Raw genomic sequence first — 18703 nt, 5'->3', positions numbered from 1 at the left:
TATTAAAATAAAAAATACACAATTTTGTAATATGTGCTAAAATCTTGTTACATATTGTTACAATGTTTTGTTACAATATGTAATATATCTTTGTCAAAGTGCAATGCGCCAATATCCAGGCAAATATGCAAATATTTTAAAAATTAAGAGGGAATCTACTCATGTTATTTAATCGCTCCTCCAGTGCAAAAATAGGTGTTTACGTTGATGTTGCCAATATTAACCGCAATGGTGGTTATGGTATGCATTATGATGTATTACGTGAATTTGCCTGCCGTGATTCTGCTGAAGCTTTACGCTTGAATGCTTATGTTAGTTTTGATCCTGAACGCTCGCGGGAAGATTTAAATTATCGTAAAGGTATTAACGGTTATTTTTCTGTATTACGCGAATATGGCTTCAAAGTTATTCAAAAAAATGTCAAATGGTATGAAGATGAGAAAGGCAATCGCTATGGTAAAGCGAATGCCGATCTTGATATGGCAGTGGACGCATTATTACAGTCCCAAAATTTAGATCGCGTGGTTTTAGTTACCGGCGATGGTGATTTTGTACAAGTTGTTCGTGCGCTGCAAAATTATGGCTGTCGCGTGGAAGTCATTGCTTTTGACCATGTTTCCAGTGAACTCAAACGTGAAGCCGATATGTTTGTTTCCGGTTATCTGATTCCAAATCTATTGCCTGTGCGTAAAAGTGATAACAGCCCAACCTGGGGTGAAATTGGCTCAGTGGTGCGCGGTTATTGTTACCATTATGATGAAGATAAAGGTTTTGGTTTCATGCGTTACATGGATCATATCAGTCCCGGCCTTTGGATTACTGATTCACGTAACTCAGACTCACCTTATAGTTCTGTATTTTTTCACGGCTCTAATCTGCCCAGTACGATTAATCCTTCCATACTGCCCAGCCGTGATATGTTATTTGAATTTCGCCTGGAAAAATCCCGCACCAATAAAGATCCGGTTGCCATGAACATTCGTCAGGCCAGTCCCCGTATTGAGCAGGTTTATCCAAATCAGCCTGCAATTACCCAGGAAACGGATAATCAACAAGAGGGTTATCAACCATCATCTTTTGAACCATCGAATGGTAATAAAGACATTTCTGCGATTGCTTAACCCTTGAGGTTCGACCTAAGTGCTAAAAGGCACTTAGGTTGAGTTTCCAGGATTTAAACGGGATTATTAATTTCAATAAACTGGTGTTCCAGTTCAAACTTTTCCGCTAAATGCGCACCCAGCGCCTGCACGCCGTAACGCTCAGTAGCATGATGACCCGCTGCAATATAATCCACGCCATATTCCCTTGCCAGATGCAGGGTTTGTTCTGATACTTCGCCACTGATATACACATCAACGCCAGTTTGCGCAACCGTTTCCATAAAGCCTTGCGCGCCACCGCTGCACCAGGCCAGTTTCTGAAACCCTTGTTTACCGCCGGAAAGGTGTAATGGCGCGCGTTGCAGTAAGGTTTCTAATTGCTGGGTAAAATATGCAGGCTTAATTGCCGACTCCGCAGCCCCCAGACAAACTAAAGGTTCTGCTTCCAGTACCCCGGTTGTTTCAATATTAAATGTTTTTTGTAACAACTTACCCAGGCAGGCATTATTACCATATTCAGGATGTGCATCTAAAGGTAAATGATAGGCCAACAAATTAATATCATGACCTAATAAGGCCGCAATTCTGCGTTTTTTCAGGCCAGTGATGGGATAGGCTTCATTTTTCCAGAAATAGCCATGATGCACCAGCAAGGCATCTGCATCCAGCGCAATCGCCTGCTCAATTAAAGCCTGACATGCAGTCACGCCGCTGACCAGTTTTTTGATCTGAGTCTTGCCCTCCACCTGCAAACCATTTGGGCAATAATCTCGAAAATTGTCAATCTCCAGCAAATTATTAATATAAAACAGCAGTTGTTCCCGTTCTATCACTGGTACTCTCCTTAAAAAATACGCCGCATTAATAATAATGCCAACATAAAAAATAACAGCGTCGGTAATAATGCGCTAAACAGGGGGTTGATGCCATAGAGCAATGCACTGTGCCCCATCACCTGATTAAGTGCATAAAATACAATCCCCAATAACGTGCCGACTAAAATGCGTTGACCCACTGCAACACTGCGCAGCGAGCCAAACACAAATGGCAAAGCCAGAAAAATGCTGACGATGGTGGTCAAAGGATAAATCATGCGATACCAGAAACTGAGTTCATAGGGTGCGGCATGTAAGTTATTCTGTTGCAGATAATCAATATAACGATACAACTCAGGCGTTGAGAGGTGGGAAGGTTCCATCGTTAATACATTAATTAAATTGGGGGTGGGGAACTCAGAGCGTTCCTGCCAGGTCAGGCGTTCTCCCGTTATCTGATTGCCATTAATGTGGGTTTGCGCAATATCTTCCAACACCCATTGTTTGTCATAATAAAAAGCACTACTGGCAGTGGTTAATTGTTGCAGGCGCTGCTCCTTATCAAAAGCATAAAACGTCACTTCTTCCAGTTGCCCCCCCACATCAGGCCGACGAATATGGATGAAGTTGTTTCCATCTCGCGCCCATAAGCCGTGACGGGTGTTCAGTGCCGATTGCCCGGATTGTGCCAGGGCGCGCATGTTTTTGGCTTTTTGCTCGGCATAAGGCGCGATACTTTCTCCCAATAAAATGACCAATACCATCAATGCCAGACCGACTTTGATTAAGCTCCAGCCAATGCGCATAATTGATACTCCTGAGGCGCGCATCACGGTTAATTCGCTGTTATTGGATAACAAACCCAGTCCTAACAGGCTGCCCAGTAAAGCGGCAATCGGGAAAAATTCATAAGTGCGGCGGGGGGTCATCATGAACACATAATTTAGCGCGTGATAAGTGCTGTAATTGCCCTTACCAATTTCATCAAGTTCTTCAATAAAGGTGAAAAATAAAAACAAACCGACCAATACCAATAACACCAGCAAGGTGGTACTGAGTACGGTTTTAGCGATATAGCGATCAAGACGTTTTAAGAACATGGTTAATAAGCTTGTATGCCTTGCGTTTCACAATGTTGTCGTAAATATTGCAAAGCAGCACCATCGGGCAGACATAAATCCGGTGCTACATCATATAAGGGGTAAATGACAAAATTGCGTTGTGTGAGTTCCGGATGTGGCACTTGTAAATGTGGCATATCGATAGTCGTTTCACCATATAACAGTATATCCAGATCCAGTGTGCGCGCAGACCAGCGCAGGCCATTACGTTGCCGCCCTTGTTGTTGTTCAATAGCCTGCAAACACAGTAATAAATCTTCTGCACTCAATGTGGTTGCTAAAACCACCACCGCATTAAGATAATCCGGCTGTGCTTGCTGATTATCCACAGCCAGTAGCGCCGTGCTGCAATAAAACGGTGAGCAGGTGATAAACTTACAATGTTTTAATTGCTGCAAGTGCTTAATGGCTGTATTCAGTTGTTGCACGGGGTCGTTCAGGTTACTGCCAAGGCCGATATAAGTGGTAATCATTTGTTAGCTATCCCCAATCTTTTTGTGTATAAGGTTTTTTAATAAGGATTTTTAATCCATGCCAGCCAACCCGCCTGCTGCAATTGCTGGTGTTGTTGATTAAAACGAAACATTAAAACCTTATGTTGGGGGTTCTGCCGCGATAAATGCAGATAAAGTGGTGACTCATCAGCGTTTTGCTGTGGCATCAACAGCGGACGGGAAACATAAAATATATTTTCAGTTTCAGTACTGGTCACGGGATAATAACCTTCAGTATTTTTTGTATCTTCTGTTAGCACAACCCAATAACCCAATTGTGTAAAAATACGCACGACAATTTCTTGAAATAAATCGGGATTATGACTAAATACATTGGGGTTTAACGGTTCTGTAAGCTTGTTTTTTTTCAGCTTAATCCGTTTTTGTGAAGCGTTGCCATCAATTTTAATCGCTATAAATAAAGGCGCTGAAACCTGCTGCTCAAGGTGCGCGCTAAAACGCAACTCTATAGGCATTTGCTGCTTTTCATCAGGCACCTGCCCATAAAGATAAGCATGTTTTGCCTCAAACTTTAACCAAGTGGGCAAATTATCCACTTCAATCATGGCTGAATATAATAAGTTATGTCTTGGTAGCGGTAGATAATAAATAAACGACTGACCGGGTTGTAATAATAAACTTTCTTTATCCGTTTCCCAATAGGCGACAGGTACGTGCTTATGCGTATTAGCATCTACGCCTAACAGCTTAATGCTTAAGGCTTCAATTTGTTGCGTTTCTGCCTGTTGCGCCTGTCCACTTTTTAATTGTGCTTGTAAAACGGGCAGTTCTACATGTTTTGGATTGATTTTCTGTAAGCCCTGTAAATAGGTTTCTGCACGTTGCCACTGGGTGTGACGCAGTGCGGCTTCAGTCCAGGTCAGATAACGCAACGCCAGAGAGTGAAGGCGTTCCAACGCTTTGCTGTCTTGTGGAAATTGCTGCAAAATCGTCTGGTAACATGGCAAGGCCGCACCCTGCCCCTTATCATCTAATAAGCGCATTGCCTGTTCATGCTGCAAGCAGGTTTGTAATTGTTGCTGGTATTTTTGTTGTTTTTCTTGCTGACGTTTTTTTGCTTCCGCATCGCGTAGTTGTTGCAGCAGACGCTCTGTTTCCTGCGCGGCTAACTGTTTTTTATTTCGTTTACCGGCAAAGTAAAAATCCTTACGCAAATAACTGACCTCAGAAGGAACCTGGCGCTTGTTGGTTTCCAAAATCACGCCATCGCGCACCCGGTTAAACATCTGTCCCACGGTTAAATTTGCAGTGCCTAACCAGCTTAACAAATGGCGGGTATAGGGGCTGTTGCGTTGCTTACCATCTTCAGCCACGCTACCGGGCGTGGTGGCATAGGCAATTAAGGTGCCGGGTGGCGCTGCCATTTTTGCCAGACCTTTGACCGGATTTTTTGCGCTGGTGACAAAAGGGTTGTCACGACAGGCATCAATAATCAGGATATTCGTGGTATTTTCCGCCAGACTCATTTCGTCAAGAATGCGCGCCATGGATAAGCTTTGCTGATCCAGTTGCTCGGCTGTAGGCATCGCTGTTTTAGCCGCTAACAAATAATTTTGCCCATGAAATTGCAGCGCATGGCCTGAATAATAAAATACCCCGGCACTTTGCTGTTGCAGCTTTTCACCAAACTGGCGCACAGCTTTTAACATGTCATGGCGATTACTGTCAGTTTTTAAGATGACATCAAAGCCCAGCATTTGCAGTTTGGCTGCAATATCCTCGGCGTCATTACGCGCATTATTTAAGGCCGCATAAGGATAATCGGCATTACCAATGACCAGCGCCACTTTGCCCAGCACCTCTGGCGAGGTGCTGGGCATGTCTGCCTGTGCGGATAAAATACCACACAGCAGCCAGCAACAAAAACCAAAAATATGTTGGATATTCATCTGAAATGCTTACTGATAAGCACAACGCGATCATTGGCTTTTAACAGTTGCTCGGTACTGAGGCTGTGCGCAATGCTACGGCGAAATACCGCCGCCTGTTGGATACCACCCTGCATTGCCAATGATAACCAGACATAGGCTTCAATCAAGTCTTTAGGAATGCCGCCGCGACCATCAGCGTATAAAATCCCCAGCTTCAGTTGCGCCCTGGCATCGCCTTGTTTAGCCAGGGCTGCGCACACTTTTAAAGCATTGGCATAATCGCCCTGCTCATAATATTGCTGGCAATCTTTTTGTTGCGCCACAGATTGTGTTTGAGGCTTGGCAGGCACCTTAGCCAAAGCACTGCTGGCAACCTGATGGGCAAAATCCGTGACCTGTTGTGGACAGGAGTATTGATAATGCTTTTGCAGACGTGCCAGCATTTGCAGGGTTTTTTCACGTTTTTGATAACGCTGCGCAATTACTTGACAGCGCACCTCCCGCGTCTCGATTAAAGTCTGCACCGCTTGATGATATTGGGGATCATGGCGGTACTGATAAATATAATCGGTCAGCGGATCGATATAAGCCTGGGCCAGCAAAGCAGTCACTTGCGCTTCAATCTGTGTCTGAGTTTTGTGGGGACTTGCAGCAGCAGCGCCCGTGCTGTCTTTGAGATTCTCCTCAACACAGCCAGACAACCACATGACTAAAGCCAATAACAGGATTTTTGGGTTCATACCTGTTTTCCCTTACAAAGAGGAAAATACCTGCTCAGCCGCTGCCAGCGTTGCCGCGATATCCTCATCACTGTGCGCGCTGGAGACAAAACCCGCTTCATAGGCGGAAGGCGCAAGATACACACCAGCATTCAACATACCGTGAAAGAAACGATTGAATTGTTCCTGGTTACAGGCCGTTGCCTGGGCAAAATTATCCACTTGTCCGGCATCGGTAAAAAACAGGCCGAACATTGCACCGACAGTATTCGCCGTCATGTTGATACCCGCTGCTTTTGCGCGTTCCAGCATACCATTAACCAGAGTTTCGGTTTTTTGCGTTAGCGTTTCATAGAAACCGGGTTTGGCAACCAGTTCCAGAGTTTTCAGCCCTGCCGCCATCGCCACGGGATTACCCGATAAGGTACCCGCCTGATATACCGGCCCCAGTGGTGCCAGTTGATTCATCACTTCAGCACTGCCGCCGAAAGCGCCCACGGGCATACCACCGCCAACGATCTTACCCAGGGTGGTGATATCCGGGGTAACGCCATAGTGTCCCTGAGCGCCACCCAGCCCAACCCGAAATCCGGTCATGACTTCATCAAAAATCAACAATGCACCGCTGTCATCACAAACTTTACGCAGCCCTTCCAGAAAACCCGGTAATGGCGGAATGCAGTTCATGTTACCGGCAACCGGCTCGACAATAATACAGGCGATTTCCGCTCCCATTTCAGCAAAAAGTTGTTCCACCTGCGCCAGGTCATTATAGGCCAGGGTTAAGGTGCAGGCTGCCAATGCTGCGGGTACGCCCGGAGAATTTGGCACGCCCAGGGTTAATGCGCCGGAACCGGCTTTTACCAGCAGTGAATCGCCATGCCCATGATAACAGCCTTCAAATTTCAGGATTTTATCGCGCCCGGTTGCGCCTCGTGCCAGACGAATTGCGCTCATGGTTGCTTCCGTGCCACTGCTGACCATACGCACTTGTTTCATGGAAGGCACGTATTCACACAGCTTTTCTGCCATTACGGTTTCAATCTGAGTGGGCGCGCCAAAACTTAAACCTTGCGCTGCTGCTGCCTGCACGGCTCTGACAATTTCCGGGTTGGCATGACCTGCAATCATCGGCCCCCAGGAACCCACATAATCAATATAACTGTTCCCATCCACATCATATAAACGGCTGCCTTGCGCGTGTTCAATAAATACCGGATCACCGCCAACCGCGCGAAATGCGCGCACTGGCGAATTGACGCCACCAGGAATAACTTTTTGGGCCGCAACAAATTGATCATGGGATTGGGTCATGGGATTTCCTCATCTTTAAAAATATGGAGTAAACGCTGTTATGTAATATTCCCTATAGTATAACAATCTCCCTGCTTTTCGATAAACACAATCCGATGCTATATTTTAATCCTTTGCCATTATGCGGTGTATTCTGCTTTTTTAGCCCGCAACTCAAACAACATGGATAAAATCACCGGCACCAAAAATAAGGTGAAAAATGTGGCGATTAATAAACCGCCAACCACCACAGCACCCAGGCCACGATACAACTCACTACCCGCCCCCGGCATCAACACCAAAGGCAACATACCACCGACAGAGGTTAGAGTGCTCATCAAAATCGGGCGCACGCGCGATTCCACTGACTTGATAATGGCTTGTTGGGGCGTCATTTGCTCAACCTTATCCCCGACATCGGATTTACCTGCCAGAAAATTTAAGGTTTGATGCACGATTAAAATGGCATTATTGACCACCACACCCGCTAAAATAACAAAACCAAGTATGGTCAGCACATCCATGTTTTGCACGGGTAAATAACGCTCTGCTACGCTGATTTGATGCACCCAGGATAAACCGATAAAACCGCCCAGGGTTGCCAGTGGCACTGTCACCATGATGACCAGCGGATAAAACCAGTTCTGGAATAACACCACCATCACCAGATACACCACCAGCATGGCTAAAAACAATGAGCTGGAAATTGTGCCAATCAGGCTGCCATCGCCCATTAAGGCTTGTTTAATGTCGCTTAATTTACCGGCGCTACCCGCCAACTGTACCTCAATCAAGGGCGAAATTGCCGCCTGCTCACGCAGTTCCGCCACTATGCTTTGAATGGCCTGTATCGCATCTTCCATTGCCATGCCATCGGGGGCGGTAAATTGTAAGGTAACAGCGCGTTGACGGTTTACGTGTTTAATTTGATCAGCATCTTGCAGGCGTTCCACCTGGGCAACATTTTCCAAATCCACCACTTTGCCCGTAGGCGTAGCCAAAGGCACTTGTAATAAGGCATCAATTGGATTATCAGCCAAGGCTGGCTGGCTGATAACTTTAATATCCTTTAACTCGCCACCAATTTCAAAACCACGGGGCAGGATATAACCATCACCATTGGCAGCCACAGCAATACCCACGTCACTGCGGCTAAGGCCCATATGTTGCAGGCGTTCATCATCAGGAGTGATGCGTAATTCCGGCGATGGCAATAAAAAATTAGCCGGTTCCGGCACCACTGCATAAAAACCAAACTGCTCAAACAGCTTAAATAACAAAGCCTCAGCACCTTTGCTGACCAGAGATAAGTCATCACCAACCAAGTCAATATTAATCGCCGAGCCGGTGGTGCCACCACTTAAAAACAGTGGGAACTGGAAAGCAAAACCCAGTACATCGGGTGTATTTGCACCAGAGGCGGCACTGTTCAGCAAATCAATAGCATCCACAGCAGTGCGCGCATCATGAGGTAAAGCGCCGTGAAACATACGCCCACCCATTGCCACCAGGAAATAATGATCTAAAGCAGGCGCAGGCTGCTGTTGTCCATTAATGCTTATCATCGGGCGACGATCACTGGGGTCGGGCGCGTCAGTGCCGCGAATTCTGGGTTCTGCACCAAATTTATCACCGGTATATTCCCAGGTTGGGCGAATGGTGGTTTCCATCCTTTTTCCAATTATGCGCATTTGTTCCAGATTGTAACCGGGCGGGGGGATCATAACGCCAAATACCGCATTACGGTTGCCTTTAGGTAAATAATCCAGCGGCGGTATCAGCCATGAGATACCAATAAAGGTAATTATGGCAAAACTCAGCGTCAGCAGTAAACGCCGCAGCCAGTTACGGGTGAAAAACTGTACAATACCGGCAACCCATTGCGCAATACCTGCTTTTGGTTTGTTTTGCTGCAAGCGCGCCCGGGTTTGTTTGGGCAGATGTAAGAAACCTGCGGCAGTGGCGGGAATGACTAAAATTGAGACCAAAAAGCTAATGCCCACTGAGGCCATAATTGCCAGCGCAATATCACGGAATAATTGTCCAGCGGAATCCTCAATAAACAGAATGGGTAAAAAGACCATTAAAGTGGTCAGGGTCGAAGCCAGCACCGCGCCCGCCACTTCATGCGTACCTTCAATCGCAGCACGCACGGTGGTTTTACCCATTTCCAAATGGCGAAACACATTTTCGATGACCACAATGGCATTATCGATCACCATGCCCACCGCAAATGCCATCCCTGCCAGAGAAATAATATTGATCGAACGCCCCAAAGCAACCAATACCACCAAAGCAGCAATGACTGAGATTGGAATGGCAATGGCAATCACGCCGATGGTACGCAAGGAACGTAAAAACAGCAGCAAGGTTAAAGTTGCCAGCAAGCCACCAATCAGGATGTTGTTTTGCACTAAATCAATGGCCTGATCCACATAGGTGGAAGAATCCCACACTTGTACCAGTTCCAATGTACCATCAACCCCCATACGCTGGGCTTCCTGCTCAAGCAAACCTGCGGGGGCGTTTAATGTCGCCAGTTCCGCTTTGATCAAGTGCATGGTTTCCAACAGGTTTGCGCCATATTGCAACTGGAAATTAAAAAATGGCATTAAAATACCGCGTGCCAGCACCCAGTCCTGCAACTCCTTATAAGTTTCTTTAATGCTTGCCAGATCCCCCAGATAAACCGGCCCGGCCTGATTACGCTGTACCACCAGACGTTTTACCGCATCAATATCGGAAAAGCGTCCCACGGCACGGACACGAATATCATTTTTACCATCATTTAAGCGTCCACCAGAAAAATTCTGATTATTTAAGCGAATAGCGTCCATTAATGCCGTGTAGGTGATACCGTGCTGCGCCAGTGCCACGGGATCAATACGAATTTGCAGCTCTTTTTCCCGCGCACCCACAATGCCGACTTTCGACACGCCTTTAATCCGCTCCAAACGCGGACGCAGGCGGCGCTCCATAAAATCATATAAAGTCGATGCGTCAAAATTGGGGTCAGTTGCCGCCAGACCCACCCAGGCAATGTGATCAATGGAATCAGGATCAACGCCTTCAACCACGGGCTGAGAAACCCCTTCGGGATAGGCGATCACCTCATCCAGTTTTTGCAGCACCTGTTGCATCGCCAGATGAATATCAGTGCCATTTTCAAATTCCAGGCGCAACTGGCCCTGACCGGCCTGACTGATGCTGGTTAACGCCAGCAAGCCCGTCACATCACCTAAAACCCGCTCCTGCTCGGTGATAATGTCGGACTCAATTTCTTTGGGTGAGGCATTTTCCCAAAAAGTACTCACTGAAATCACCACCGAATCAACAGATGGCGTCATCTGAATCGGTACCTGGGTAAAAGCCAGCACGCCCGCCATCATTGCCATCAATACAACGACAACCACTGTAATAGGTTGCCTGACGGCAGCATCAACAAGTTTCATAAAGCTTCCTGTTGTGTTTTTAATTCAGCCAAGCTCACGGACTTATCATCAGTTGCTATTTTCGTTACCAGCACAGCGCCCGGATTCAGGCGTTCATTACCCTCATTCACAACCCGGTCATTTTCGGCTAAATCCATCGCTTTAATTGCTGCGCGGCCATCCTGGTAAAACAGGACTTCCACCGCCACTGCACTGGCTGTATCACCTTCTTCAGCTTTACTCACCTTAAATACCGTATATTTGCCATTACGCTGCACCAGGGCATTTTTACTGACCGTCAACACAGCCTGTTGTCCAGCTAATGGCAACCAGGCCAATACCGACATACCTGGCATCCAATGCTGCTCAGTGTTATCAAAATGTGCAACCAGGGTAAATGTTCGCGCATGGGGATCAACCTTGCCCAAGATTACCTGACTGCCTGCCTCCAGGTGCGTGCCATTAATTTGTAAATTAATTTTCTGCTGCGGGTTTGTGTTTAACTGATGAACAAAACGCTCCGGCACATCCAGCCAGGCTTCCAATTGTGCATCTGCCACCAAAGTAATGACATTCTGCCCCTGCTTAAACCACTCTCCCGGTTCTGCCAGACGCTCAGTGATTAAACCCGCAAATGGCGCATACAGGGTCAAATCCGCTAAACGCACTTGTAATAACTGTAACTGTGCATTACGCGCAGCGATGACGGCTTTGGCTTCTTGCAAGGCCGCCTGCGCGACATTAAACTGGGTTTTGGATAAACGCAAGGCACGTTGTGAAATGGCTTTTTTATTGGCTGAATATTGGTTGGCCTCCATTTCCACCTTGGCATTTGCCAATTCTGCCTGACGCTGCCGCACGGCGGCTTTGGCCTGACTTAACTCGGCTTTTAACTGCGCCAGTTCTGAGCGCAGTCGCCGCTCATCAAGTTGCACCAGCATATCCCCCGCTTTGACGCGTGTGCCTTCATTAACCAACACTTTTGCCACATATCCCGATTCTCTGACCGCTAAGCTGGCTTCCGATAGCGCGCGCAAGTTACCTGTGACACGCTTGTGCTGTTGCAATTGCTGCAATTTGACAGTTTCTATTCTGACCACTTGTTCAGCTTGTGTTGTTGTTATGAATAAAAAATTAAATAAAAAACCAGCAGTAATACCAATTTTATATTTTTGATGACACATGTTGACTTCCTTGAAACAGATTTGTTTTATTATAATAAAATTCGACACTTTTCGAATTTTGTACTGAGAAATGCAAATAAATTTTTTAAAGGTAATGACAAAAAACTGTGGTGTTCAACTTAGATGGTGTTCAACTTAGATGGTGTTTATTAAATTCAGGATAAGGAGCCAAAAAATAAATCGAGCTTTTGTATCGCCTCAGCATCCACCCAAATTAAAACCCGTTGCCCATCACGCCGCACATGCAACAAACCAACATTGCTTAACTCTTTGACATGATGCGAAATTGTTGAAGGTGCCAAACCAAATTCAGTGGCCAGACTGCGCTGACAGGAAAGCATGGTATCCACATCAATATCACAAGTCATGCCTGGCGGGTGTTTTTCTAAAGAACGCAAAAAAATACGCAGGCGTACCGGATTTGATAAGGCCTTAAACATCTTTGCGTACTGCTCCAGTACGGGCAGATCATTTTCCAGAGTTTTGATATTCGACATGTTTCGAATATAAGGATTGTGGCTTATTTTGTCAAACTATCTTATTCAATTATTTTAAGGTTAATTTGCCGGGAGCGCTGTCTTCCAGACGGCAAACCGCGCAACGCGCAGTAGCATAGCCGCTCTCATGATTGAGTTTCCAGAGCCGGCTTCAGTATTTAGAACAGTGGCTGCAATGAGCTGAAGGAGATTGAATGCTCCTTGCAGCCACTGTTTTCTACGCTTAAAAGTTTATTTAACTTTTAACTGGCTTTGGGTACACGAATATCCTCAACCAGATGCTGAATATGCTCTGGTGGTGCGCTGGTGACTTTAGATACCACAAACGCAACCAGGAAGTTCAGTAACATACCGATAAAACCAATGCCTTCTGGTGAGATACCAAATAACCAGTTTTCTGGAATATTGGCTGCCATTGGCGTAATAAACACGCCTTTGAAGTACAGGATATAGCCTATGGTAAAGACCAGACCCACCAACATACCGGAAATAGCCCCTTCACGGTTCATTCTCTTATTGAAAATGCCCATCAGGATAACTGGGAACAGGGAGGAGGCGGCGAGGCCAAAGGCAAACGCCACCACTTGCGCCACGAAGGCGGGTGGATTAGCCCCCAGATACCCTGCAATCAGAATTGCAAACGCGGCGGAAATACGTCCCACCATGAGTTCATTGCGCTCACTGATATTCGGACGGAGCATACCCTTCACAATATCATGTGAAATACTGGCAGAAATCACCAGTAACAGCCCGGCTGCCGTGGATAAGGCTGCGGCAATACCCCCTGCGGCAATCAATGCAATCACCCACATCGGCAAATTCGCAATTTCTGGATTCGCCAATACCATGATGTCACGATCTACGTGTAACTCATTGGCAAATGGTGCACCATTAACTGCTTCTCCTTTGCTTGGGTTGGTGACAACGCGCTCACCGTGCGTGCCACGGGTTTCACCTTCAAACTTAGGTTTACCTTCCATAGGCTTGCCTGCGGCATATTGTACTTTACCGTCACCATTATGGTCATACCAGGCAATCAAACCTGAATTTTCCCAGGTTTGGAACCAGCTTGGCATTGAAGTATAAGCAGTACCTTGACCGTCGGCACCATTCACGGTATCAATCAGGTTCAAACGCGCCAGTGCGCCAACCGCAGGTGCGGTGGTATACAGCAAGGTGATGAATAATAATGCCCAGCCTGCGGATTTACGCGCATCGCGTACCTTAGGCACGGTGAAAAAGCGTACAATCACATGCGGCAGACCCGCAGTACCCACCATCAAAGCGACAGTGATAGCAAACATGTCAATAGTCGACTTGGTGCCTTGGGTGTAGGCCGTAAAACCTAAGTCCGTCACCACCTTATCAAGTTTATCCAGCAAATAACCGGAGCCATCCACAACCTCACTGCCCAATGCAATTTGAGGCAGGGCAACGCCAGTCACTTCAATAGCGATAAACACCGCAGGTACGGTATAAGCAAAAATCAGTACACAATATTGCGCGACCTGAGTATAGGTAATCCCTTTCATGCCACCTAGTACCGCGTAGAAAAAGACCACGCCCATACCAATTAACAAACCAGTGATAATATCCACTTCCAGGAAACGGGAGAATACAATCCCAACACCACGCATTTGCCCTGCGACATAAGTGAAAGAAATAAAAATCAGACAGACAACGGCAACCAGACGCGCAGTTTGCGAATAATAACGCTCACCAATAAACTCTGGTACAGTGAATTTGCCAAATTTACGCAGATAAGGTGCTAATAATAAAGCCAGCAGTACATAACCACCGGTCCAGCCCATTAAATAAACCGAGCCGCCATAACCTAAAAAGGCAATTAAACCTGCCATGGAAATAAATGAAGCTGCCGACATCCAGTCAGCAGCCGTTGCCATACCATTGGCAACCGGATGTACACCACCACCTGCGACATAAAAGTCATTGGTGCTACGGGCTTTTGCCCAAATCGCGATACCGATATACAGTAAAAAGCTGGCACCAACGACGATATAAGTTAGGGTTTTTAAATCCATGTTTTATTCCTCAATCTTCATGCACGTTATATTGGCGATCCAACTGATTCATACGCCAGGAATAGAAAAAAATCAGCAGTAGAAAAACATAAATCGAACCTTGCTGGGCAAACCAGAAACCCAGCATGAAACCACCGATTTTAATTTGATTAAGTTGTTCTACCAGCAGGATGCCAAAACCATAAGACACCACAAACCAGATACTTAAACACCAGGCGAGCAGGCGCAAATTTGCGCGCCAGTAAGCCTGTTTTGTATCATCAGACATAGGAATAAGCTCCTTTGATTGTTAGTATTTAACTTGAGCAGTTATGCACGAATAAACTTGAATATTTTTACAAGCTCATGCATCCAAACTCAGTATGCTTCCGTTTCAAGCCTGCACAGTGTACTGAGTTTGCAACAAAAATGTAATAATCCATAAAAAAAATCTGTGAGTTTATTAACCCACAGATTTTTTATGCTTTACAATCAAGATATTATAAAAAAAGTTTATACAATTAAAGTATTAAATAATGTTACACAAAAGCATCATTTTTGACTAAAATCAAGAAAACTTCAGGTTCAAATCAAAAACAGTCCAATTGTGTAACATTAAGGAATGAGGATGAAATAAGAACCGAAACCAGGCGCAGGATTTTTGTTCATTTTCAAGGCATGAAAACAGGCGCATAGCAAGCTATGTAACTGCCTAAGTCCAAACAGGCATAACGCAGAAAATGGAGAAAAAGGCCAGCTTGGTTTCGGGAATTATAAAATCCTCGTTCCTAAATACTAATGCAAACCGGCAATATAACCGGAAACGGCTTTAATTTCTTTGGCGCTCATGCGTTTTGCCACGTCTTGCATCATTTGGCCATTGGCATTGCCACTGTGTTCGCCTTGTGCAATTGCTGCAATACGTGTTTCCAGATATTTGGCATATTGACCACCTAAACGTGGATAAGAAGGTGCAATACCACTACCGCTCGGGCCATGACAAGCCATGCAGGCAGGCAGATTTTTATCCGCGTTACCACCACGATACAAGGCCTCACCCTGTTTGGCAGCCGCTTCATCCGCGCTGCCCTGGCTCATGGTTTGCTGACTGTAATAAGCCGCCAGATTAATCATGTCCTGCTCAGTCAAGCCTGCGGCTTGTGGTGCCATCAGCGGATTTTTCCGGGCACCCGCTTTAAAGGCTTTCAGCTGATTGACAATGTACGTGCTTTGCTGACCTGCTACTTTAGGAAAGGCATCGGCAAGGCTGTTGCCATCCACGCCATGACAGGCAACGCATACTGTAGTTGCTTTTTGCTTACCCGCTTCCACATCCGCTGCTTTGGTTGCGGAATCGCCAGCGCCATGTCCTTCTGCGTAAGCGGCACTTGTTAAACCGGCAGTTAAAGCCATGCATAATGCTAAAGTGAATCTTTTCATTCCAATCTCTTCCTGTCGAATAAAACCCCTGATTCTACCGTAAAAACAGGGGTATTTACAATATTCTGTTGATAACGAATTGTGAAAGGTGCTGTTAAAAGCCTCTCAGCCTTTAACACACACCACTTGTTTCAAAGTATGTACAATTTCAACTAAATCGCGCTGATTATCCATCACCTGCTCGATATCTTTATAAGCACCGGGAATTTCATCAATCACACCGGTATCTTTACGGCATTCCACGCCTTGCGTCTGCTGGCTTAAATCATCCTGATTAAACTGGCGCTTTGCCGCAGAACGACTCATTACCCGGCCTGCGCCGTGAGAGCAGGAGCAAAATGATTCAGGATTGCCCAGGCCGCGCACGATATAAGATTTCGCACCCATACTGCCGGGAATAATGCCCAACTCGCCCTGCTGCGCGCTGATAGCGCCTTTACGGGTCAAATATACCTGCGCGCCAAAGTGTTCTTCAACGGATACATAATTATGATGGCAGTTAATCGCTTCTTTGGTGATTGCAAAATGGGGAAACTGGGTTTGCAATGCCTGTAACAACAGACGCATCATTTCCCGGCGATTTTCCATTGCATAAGCCTGTCCCCAATGCACCGCTTCCACGTAATCATTAAAATATTGCGCACCTTCTTGCAGATAAGCCAGGTCTTTATTGGGTAAATGGATATGGTGGCGCTCCATTTCTTTTTTTGCCAGATTGATGAAATAACGCCCAATCACATTACCAATGCCGCGACTGCCGGAATGCAGCATCAGCCACACGTCCTGATTTTCATCCAGACACACTTCAATAAAATGATTGCCGCCACCCAAGGTACCCAGTTGAAGCGCCCAGGTTTCATGGGAGCGTTTTTGCATTTTACTCAAGCCGGGGTGCTTATCAAAAATCTGGAACAAATCACGCTCCAGCGGTGTTAAGGTTGATTTTTTAGCTGTGGGGCGTGAGTGGTGTTCAAATCCAACGGGAATCGCCGCTTCAATCGCCAGACGCACTTTTTTCAGATTATCCGGTAAATCTTCAGCACGCAGCGACAAGCGCAGCGCATTCATGCCACAACCAATATCGACCCCCACCGCTGCGGGAATAATTGCGCCTTTGATGGGAATTACAGACCCCACCGTTGCGCCAATCCCGGCATGAACATCCGGCATTGCCGCCACATGTTGATGAATAAAAGGCAGTTGTGCCACTTGCTGTAACTGATCCAGGGCGCTGGAATCGACATTGTTAGTGTAGATTTTAACCGGCACTCTGGCTTTTTTCATGGTCATTTGTACAGGCATGATGTTTCTTCTTAACGTACATAACCCCAGGCTTGCAAACGACCGTAAGCATGTTGCGCCTGATCACCTTGCTTCACAGATTTTAAATAGCGGTTATACACTTCTGCTGCCGCTTGTTTTTGCTGCATCCCCTCCAGACTCACGCCTTGTAAAAACAAGGTGCTGGGATTACCGGGCAACAGTTGCTCATAACGCTTAAACGCCTGATAAGCATCAGCGCTTTTCCCCATCGCCAGTTGGCTGATACCATTGAGATGATGACCCTGGGCCTCCGTGGGATAAATATGTTGCGCTTTTTGCGCATAATGACGCGCAGTTTTGGGCTTATCCAAGGCAAGCTGGCATTTAGACATTAAAACCAAGGCAGCATAATCACGCGGTGCTTTGCGCAGCGCCCTGGCAAAAGAATTTTTGGCATCATGGAATTTTTCCTGTTTTAACTGTGCCTCACCATCTTGCAGTTTATCAACCACCGGCTTCATGGCACGCAACTTGGCAATATTATCCATATACCGCTCACGGTTATCCGGCAAGACCAATAAGCTGCCATACTGACTGGCGGCACGCTGTTTTGCAGTATCGTAACGATCCTGACTCATTGGGTGACTGGAAAACATGGCTTCCAGGGCATTGGGTTTGGCCTGGGATTTATTCACCAGCACTTCCATCAAACCCGTCATGCCATTAGGATTTTGTCTGGCGCGGCTCATGTATTCCATGCCCAGAGAATCTGCCTGACGTTCATTATCACGGCTGTATTTTGCCAGCAATGCGCCGGAGGCAAAACCCCCAATACCTTGCACCAGGGCTGCGTATTCATTGTATTTACTGTATTGTGTCGCCAATGACGCACCCGCCACCACGGCACTTGCCAGCAAACCTTTGGTTTGGCGCTCCGCCGCATGACGCGCATTAACATGACCGATTTCATGCCCCAGTAAGGCTGCCAGTTCCGCTTCATTATCCATTTCCAGCAAAATACCACGGGTGGTGGCAATGCTGCCTGCCGGGAAAGTATAGGCATTCACATAAGTGGCATTGACTGCGCGGAAAGAGTAAGGCATGTGTGGGCGGTGGGAACTTTGGGTCATGCTGTTGCCCACTGTGGTGATATAGGTATTGAGCGCATTATCCTGTACCGCACCGTAATCTGCGGAAAACTGATGCGGTGCCTGCTCTTGATCAACCTGAATTTCTTCAGCTTCTGACATCAGCATTAATTGGCTGTCACCAGTGACCGGGTTTTTCGCGCAGCCCGTCATGGAACCCGCAGCCGCAACGGTACTCAGCCAGATGAAATCACGCCGGGTCAGTTTACGTTGAAAAGCCCGGTCTTCTAAAGAATATGCCATGATTTTTACTCCTGATTAAGAATAAGCTTATTGTCGCAC

General features: G+C 46.5%; 15 protein-coding genes. 1 reads left to right on the top strand and 14 read right to left on the bottom strand.

Annotation, left to right across the window (positions count from 1 at the left end; genetic code table 11):
* Nucleotides 1-161 precede the first annotated feature (161 nt).
* Entirely contained in the window at nucleotides 162-1121 is a 960-nt protein-coding gene (locus QUF61_RS07665; protein WP_103920636.1) for a LabA-like NYN domain-containing protein, read from the top strand.
* Between the two features lie 53 nt (nucleotides 1122-1174).
* On the opposite strand, the gene QUF61_RS07660 is transcribed toward QUF61_RS07665, so the two are convergent.
* The 14 genes from QUF61_RS07660 to QUF61_RS07595 form a co-directional block, all read right to left on the bottom strand.
* Nucleotides 1175-1936, bottom strand: a complete 762-nt coding sequence (locus QUF61_RS07660; RefSeq protein ID WP_286019401.1) for a Nif3-like dinuclear metal center hexameric protein — start codon at nucleotides 1934-1936, stop codon at nucleotides 1175-1177.
* Between the two features lie 11 nt (nucleotides 1937-1947).
* Nucleotides 1948-3018: an LPS export ABC transporter permease LptG gene (lptG, locus tag QUF61_RS07655; RefSeq protein WP_289681227.1), complete on the bottom strand. Its 1071-nt coding sequence runs from the start codon at nucleotides 3016-3018 to the stop codon at nucleotides 1948-1950.
* Between the two features lie 2 nt (nucleotides 3019-3020).
* Entirely contained in the window at nucleotides 3021-3512 is a 492-nt protein-coding gene (gene folK / locus QUF61_RS07650; RefSeq protein ID WP_289681226.1) for a 2-amino-4-hydroxy-6-hydroxymethyldihydropteridine diphosphokinase, read from the bottom strand.
* A gap of 38 nt (nucleotides 3513-3550) precedes the next feature.
* Entirely contained in the window at nucleotides 3551-5443 is a 1893-nt protein-coding gene (locus tag QUF61_RS07645) for a caspase family protein (RefSeq protein ID WP_289681225.1), read from the bottom strand.
* Complete coding sequence (locus QUF61_RS07640) at nucleotides 5440-6165, bottom strand: SEL1-like repeat protein (RefSeq protein WP_289681224.1); 726 nt, start codon at nucleotides 6163-6165, stop codon at nucleotides 5440-5442. Before QUF61_RS07640 ends, QUF61_RS07645 begins: the two co-directional genes overlap by 4 nt.
* Nucleotides 6166-6177: 12 nt before the next feature.
* Nucleotides 6178-7458 (bottom strand): glutamate-1-semialdehyde 2,1-aminomutase, encoded by a 1281-nt coding sequence (gene hemL / locus QUF61_RS07635; RefSeq protein WP_289681223.1) that lies wholly within the window; start codon nucleotides 7456-7458, stop codon nucleotides 6178-6180.
* Nucleotides 7459-7577: 119 nt separating this feature from the next.
* Nucleotides 7578-10889 (bottom strand): efflux RND transporter permease subunit, encoded by a 3312-nt coding sequence (locus QUF61_RS07630; RefSeq protein ID WP_289681222.1) that lies wholly within the window; start codon nucleotides 10887-10889, stop codon nucleotides 7578-7580.
* Nucleotides 10886-12052 (bottom strand): efflux RND transporter periplasmic adaptor subunit, encoded by a 1167-nt coding sequence (locus QUF61_RS07625; protein ID WP_289681221.1) that lies wholly within the window; start codon nucleotides 12050-12052, stop codon nucleotides 10886-10888. The genes QUF61_RS07630 and QUF61_RS07625 overlap by 4 nt, the downstream gene beginning before the upstream one ends.
* Nucleotides 12053-12207: 155 nt before the next feature.
* Nucleotides 12208-12549, bottom strand: a complete 342-nt coding sequence (locus QUF61_RS07620; RefSeq protein WP_103920644.1) for an ArsR/SmtB family transcription factor — start codon at nucleotides 12547-12549, stop codon at nucleotides 12208-12210.
* A gap of 242 nt (nucleotides 12550-12791) precedes the next feature.
* Complete coding sequence (locus tag QUF61_RS07615; protein WP_103920645.1) at nucleotides 12792-14591, bottom strand: sodium:solute symporter family protein; 1800 nt, start codon at nucleotides 14589-14591, stop codon at nucleotides 12792-12794.
* A 10-nt stretch (nucleotides 14592-14601) separates the two neighbouring features.
* A complete protein-coding gene (locus QUF61_RS07610) occupies nucleotides 14602-14859 on the bottom strand; it encodes a DUF4212 domain-containing protein (protein WP_286019402.1) in 258 nt (85 codons plus the stop codon).
* 506 nt (nucleotides 14860-15365) lie between these two features.
* The gene (locus tag QUF61_RS07605; protein WP_103920647.1) at nucleotides 15366-16010 is read right to left on the bottom strand and encodes a c-type cytochrome; all 645 of its coding nucleotides are present in this window, start codon (nucleotides 16008-16010) and stop codon (nucleotides 15366-15368) included.
* Nucleotides 16011-16115: 105 nt separating this feature from the next.
* Nucleotides 16116-17312 carry an RtcB family protein gene (locus tag QUF61_RS07600; RefSeq protein WP_289681220.1) on the bottom strand — a complete coding sequence of 399 codons (1197 nt, stop codon included), beginning with the start codon at nucleotides 17310-17312 and terminating at the stop codon, nucleotides 16116-16118.
* Nucleotides 17313-17323: 11 nt separating this feature from the next.
* Nucleotides 17324-18664: a M48 family metalloprotease gene (locus QUF61_RS07595; RefSeq protein ID WP_289681219.1), complete on the bottom strand. Its 1341-nt coding sequence runs from the start codon at nucleotides 18662-18664 to the stop codon at nucleotides 17324-17326.
* Nucleotides 18665-18703: the final 39 nt, after the last annotated feature.

Origin of the sequence: Candidatus Venteria ishoeyi, from assembly GCF_030378065.1 — a bacterium.
GTDB lineage: Bacteria > Pseudomonadota > Gammaproteobacteria > Beggiatoales > Beggiatoaceae > Venteria > Venteria ishoeyi.
The sequence above is the reverse complement of the archived record's forward strand: the minus strand, read 5'-3'. Positions and strand labels throughout refer to the sequence as shown.

Bases quoted from the DNA above. Each gene is read 5' to 3' on its own strand.
- QUF61_RS07665 (WP_103920636.1), top strand. From the start codon at position 162: ATGTTATTTAATCGCTCCTCCAGTGCAAAAATAGGTGTTTACGTTGAT.
- lptG (WP_289681227.1), bottom strand. From the start codon at position 3,018: ATGTTCTTAAAACGTCTTGATCGCTATATCGCTAAAACCGTACTCAGT.
- folK (WP_289681226.1), bottom strand. From the start codon at position 3,512: ATGATTACCACTTATATCGGCCTTGGCAGTAACCTGAACGACCCCGTG.
- QUF61_RS07645 (WP_289681225.1), bottom strand. From the start codon at position 5,443: ATGAATATCCAACATATTTTTGGTTTTTGTTGCTGGCTGCTGTGTGGT.
- QUF61_RS07640 (WP_289681224.1), bottom strand. From the start codon at position 6,165: ATGAACCCAAAAATCCTGTTATTGGCTTTAGTCATGTGGTTGTCTGGC.
- hemL (WP_289681223.1), bottom strand. From the start codon at position 7,458: ATGACCCAATCCCATGATCAATTTGTTGCGGCCCAAAAAGTTATTCCT.
- QUF61_RS07630 (WP_289681222.1), bottom strand. From the start codon at position 10,889: ATGAAACTTGTTGATGCTGCCGTCAGGCAACCTATTACAGTGGTTGTC.
- QUF61_RS07625 (WP_289681221.1), bottom strand. From the start codon at position 12,052: ATGTGTCATCAAAAATATAAAATTGGTATTACTGCTGGTTTTTTATTT.
- QUF61_RS07620 (WP_103920644.1), bottom strand. From the start codon at position 12,549: ATGTCGAATATCAAAACTCTGGAAAATGATCTGCCCGTACTGGAGCAG.
- QUF61_RS07615 (WP_103920645.1), bottom strand. From the start codon at position 14,591: ATGGATTTAAAAACCCTAACTTATATCGTCGTTGGTGCCAGCTTTTTA.
- QUF61_RS07610 (WP_286019402.1), bottom strand. From the start codon at position 14,859: ATGTCTGATGATACAAAACAGGCTTACTGGCGCGCAAATTTGCGCCTG.
- QUF61_RS07605 (WP_103920647.1), bottom strand. From the start codon at position 16,010: ATGAAAAGATTCACTTTAGCATTATGCATGGCTTTAACTGCCGGTTTA.
- QUF61_RS07600 (WP_289681220.1), bottom strand. From the start codon at position 17,312: ATGCCTGTACAAATGACCATGAAAAAAGCCAGAGTGCCGGTTAAAATC.
- QUF61_RS07595 (WP_289681219.1), bottom strand. From the start codon at position 18,664: ATGGCATATTCTTTAGAAGACCGGGCTTTTCAACGTAAACTGACCCGG.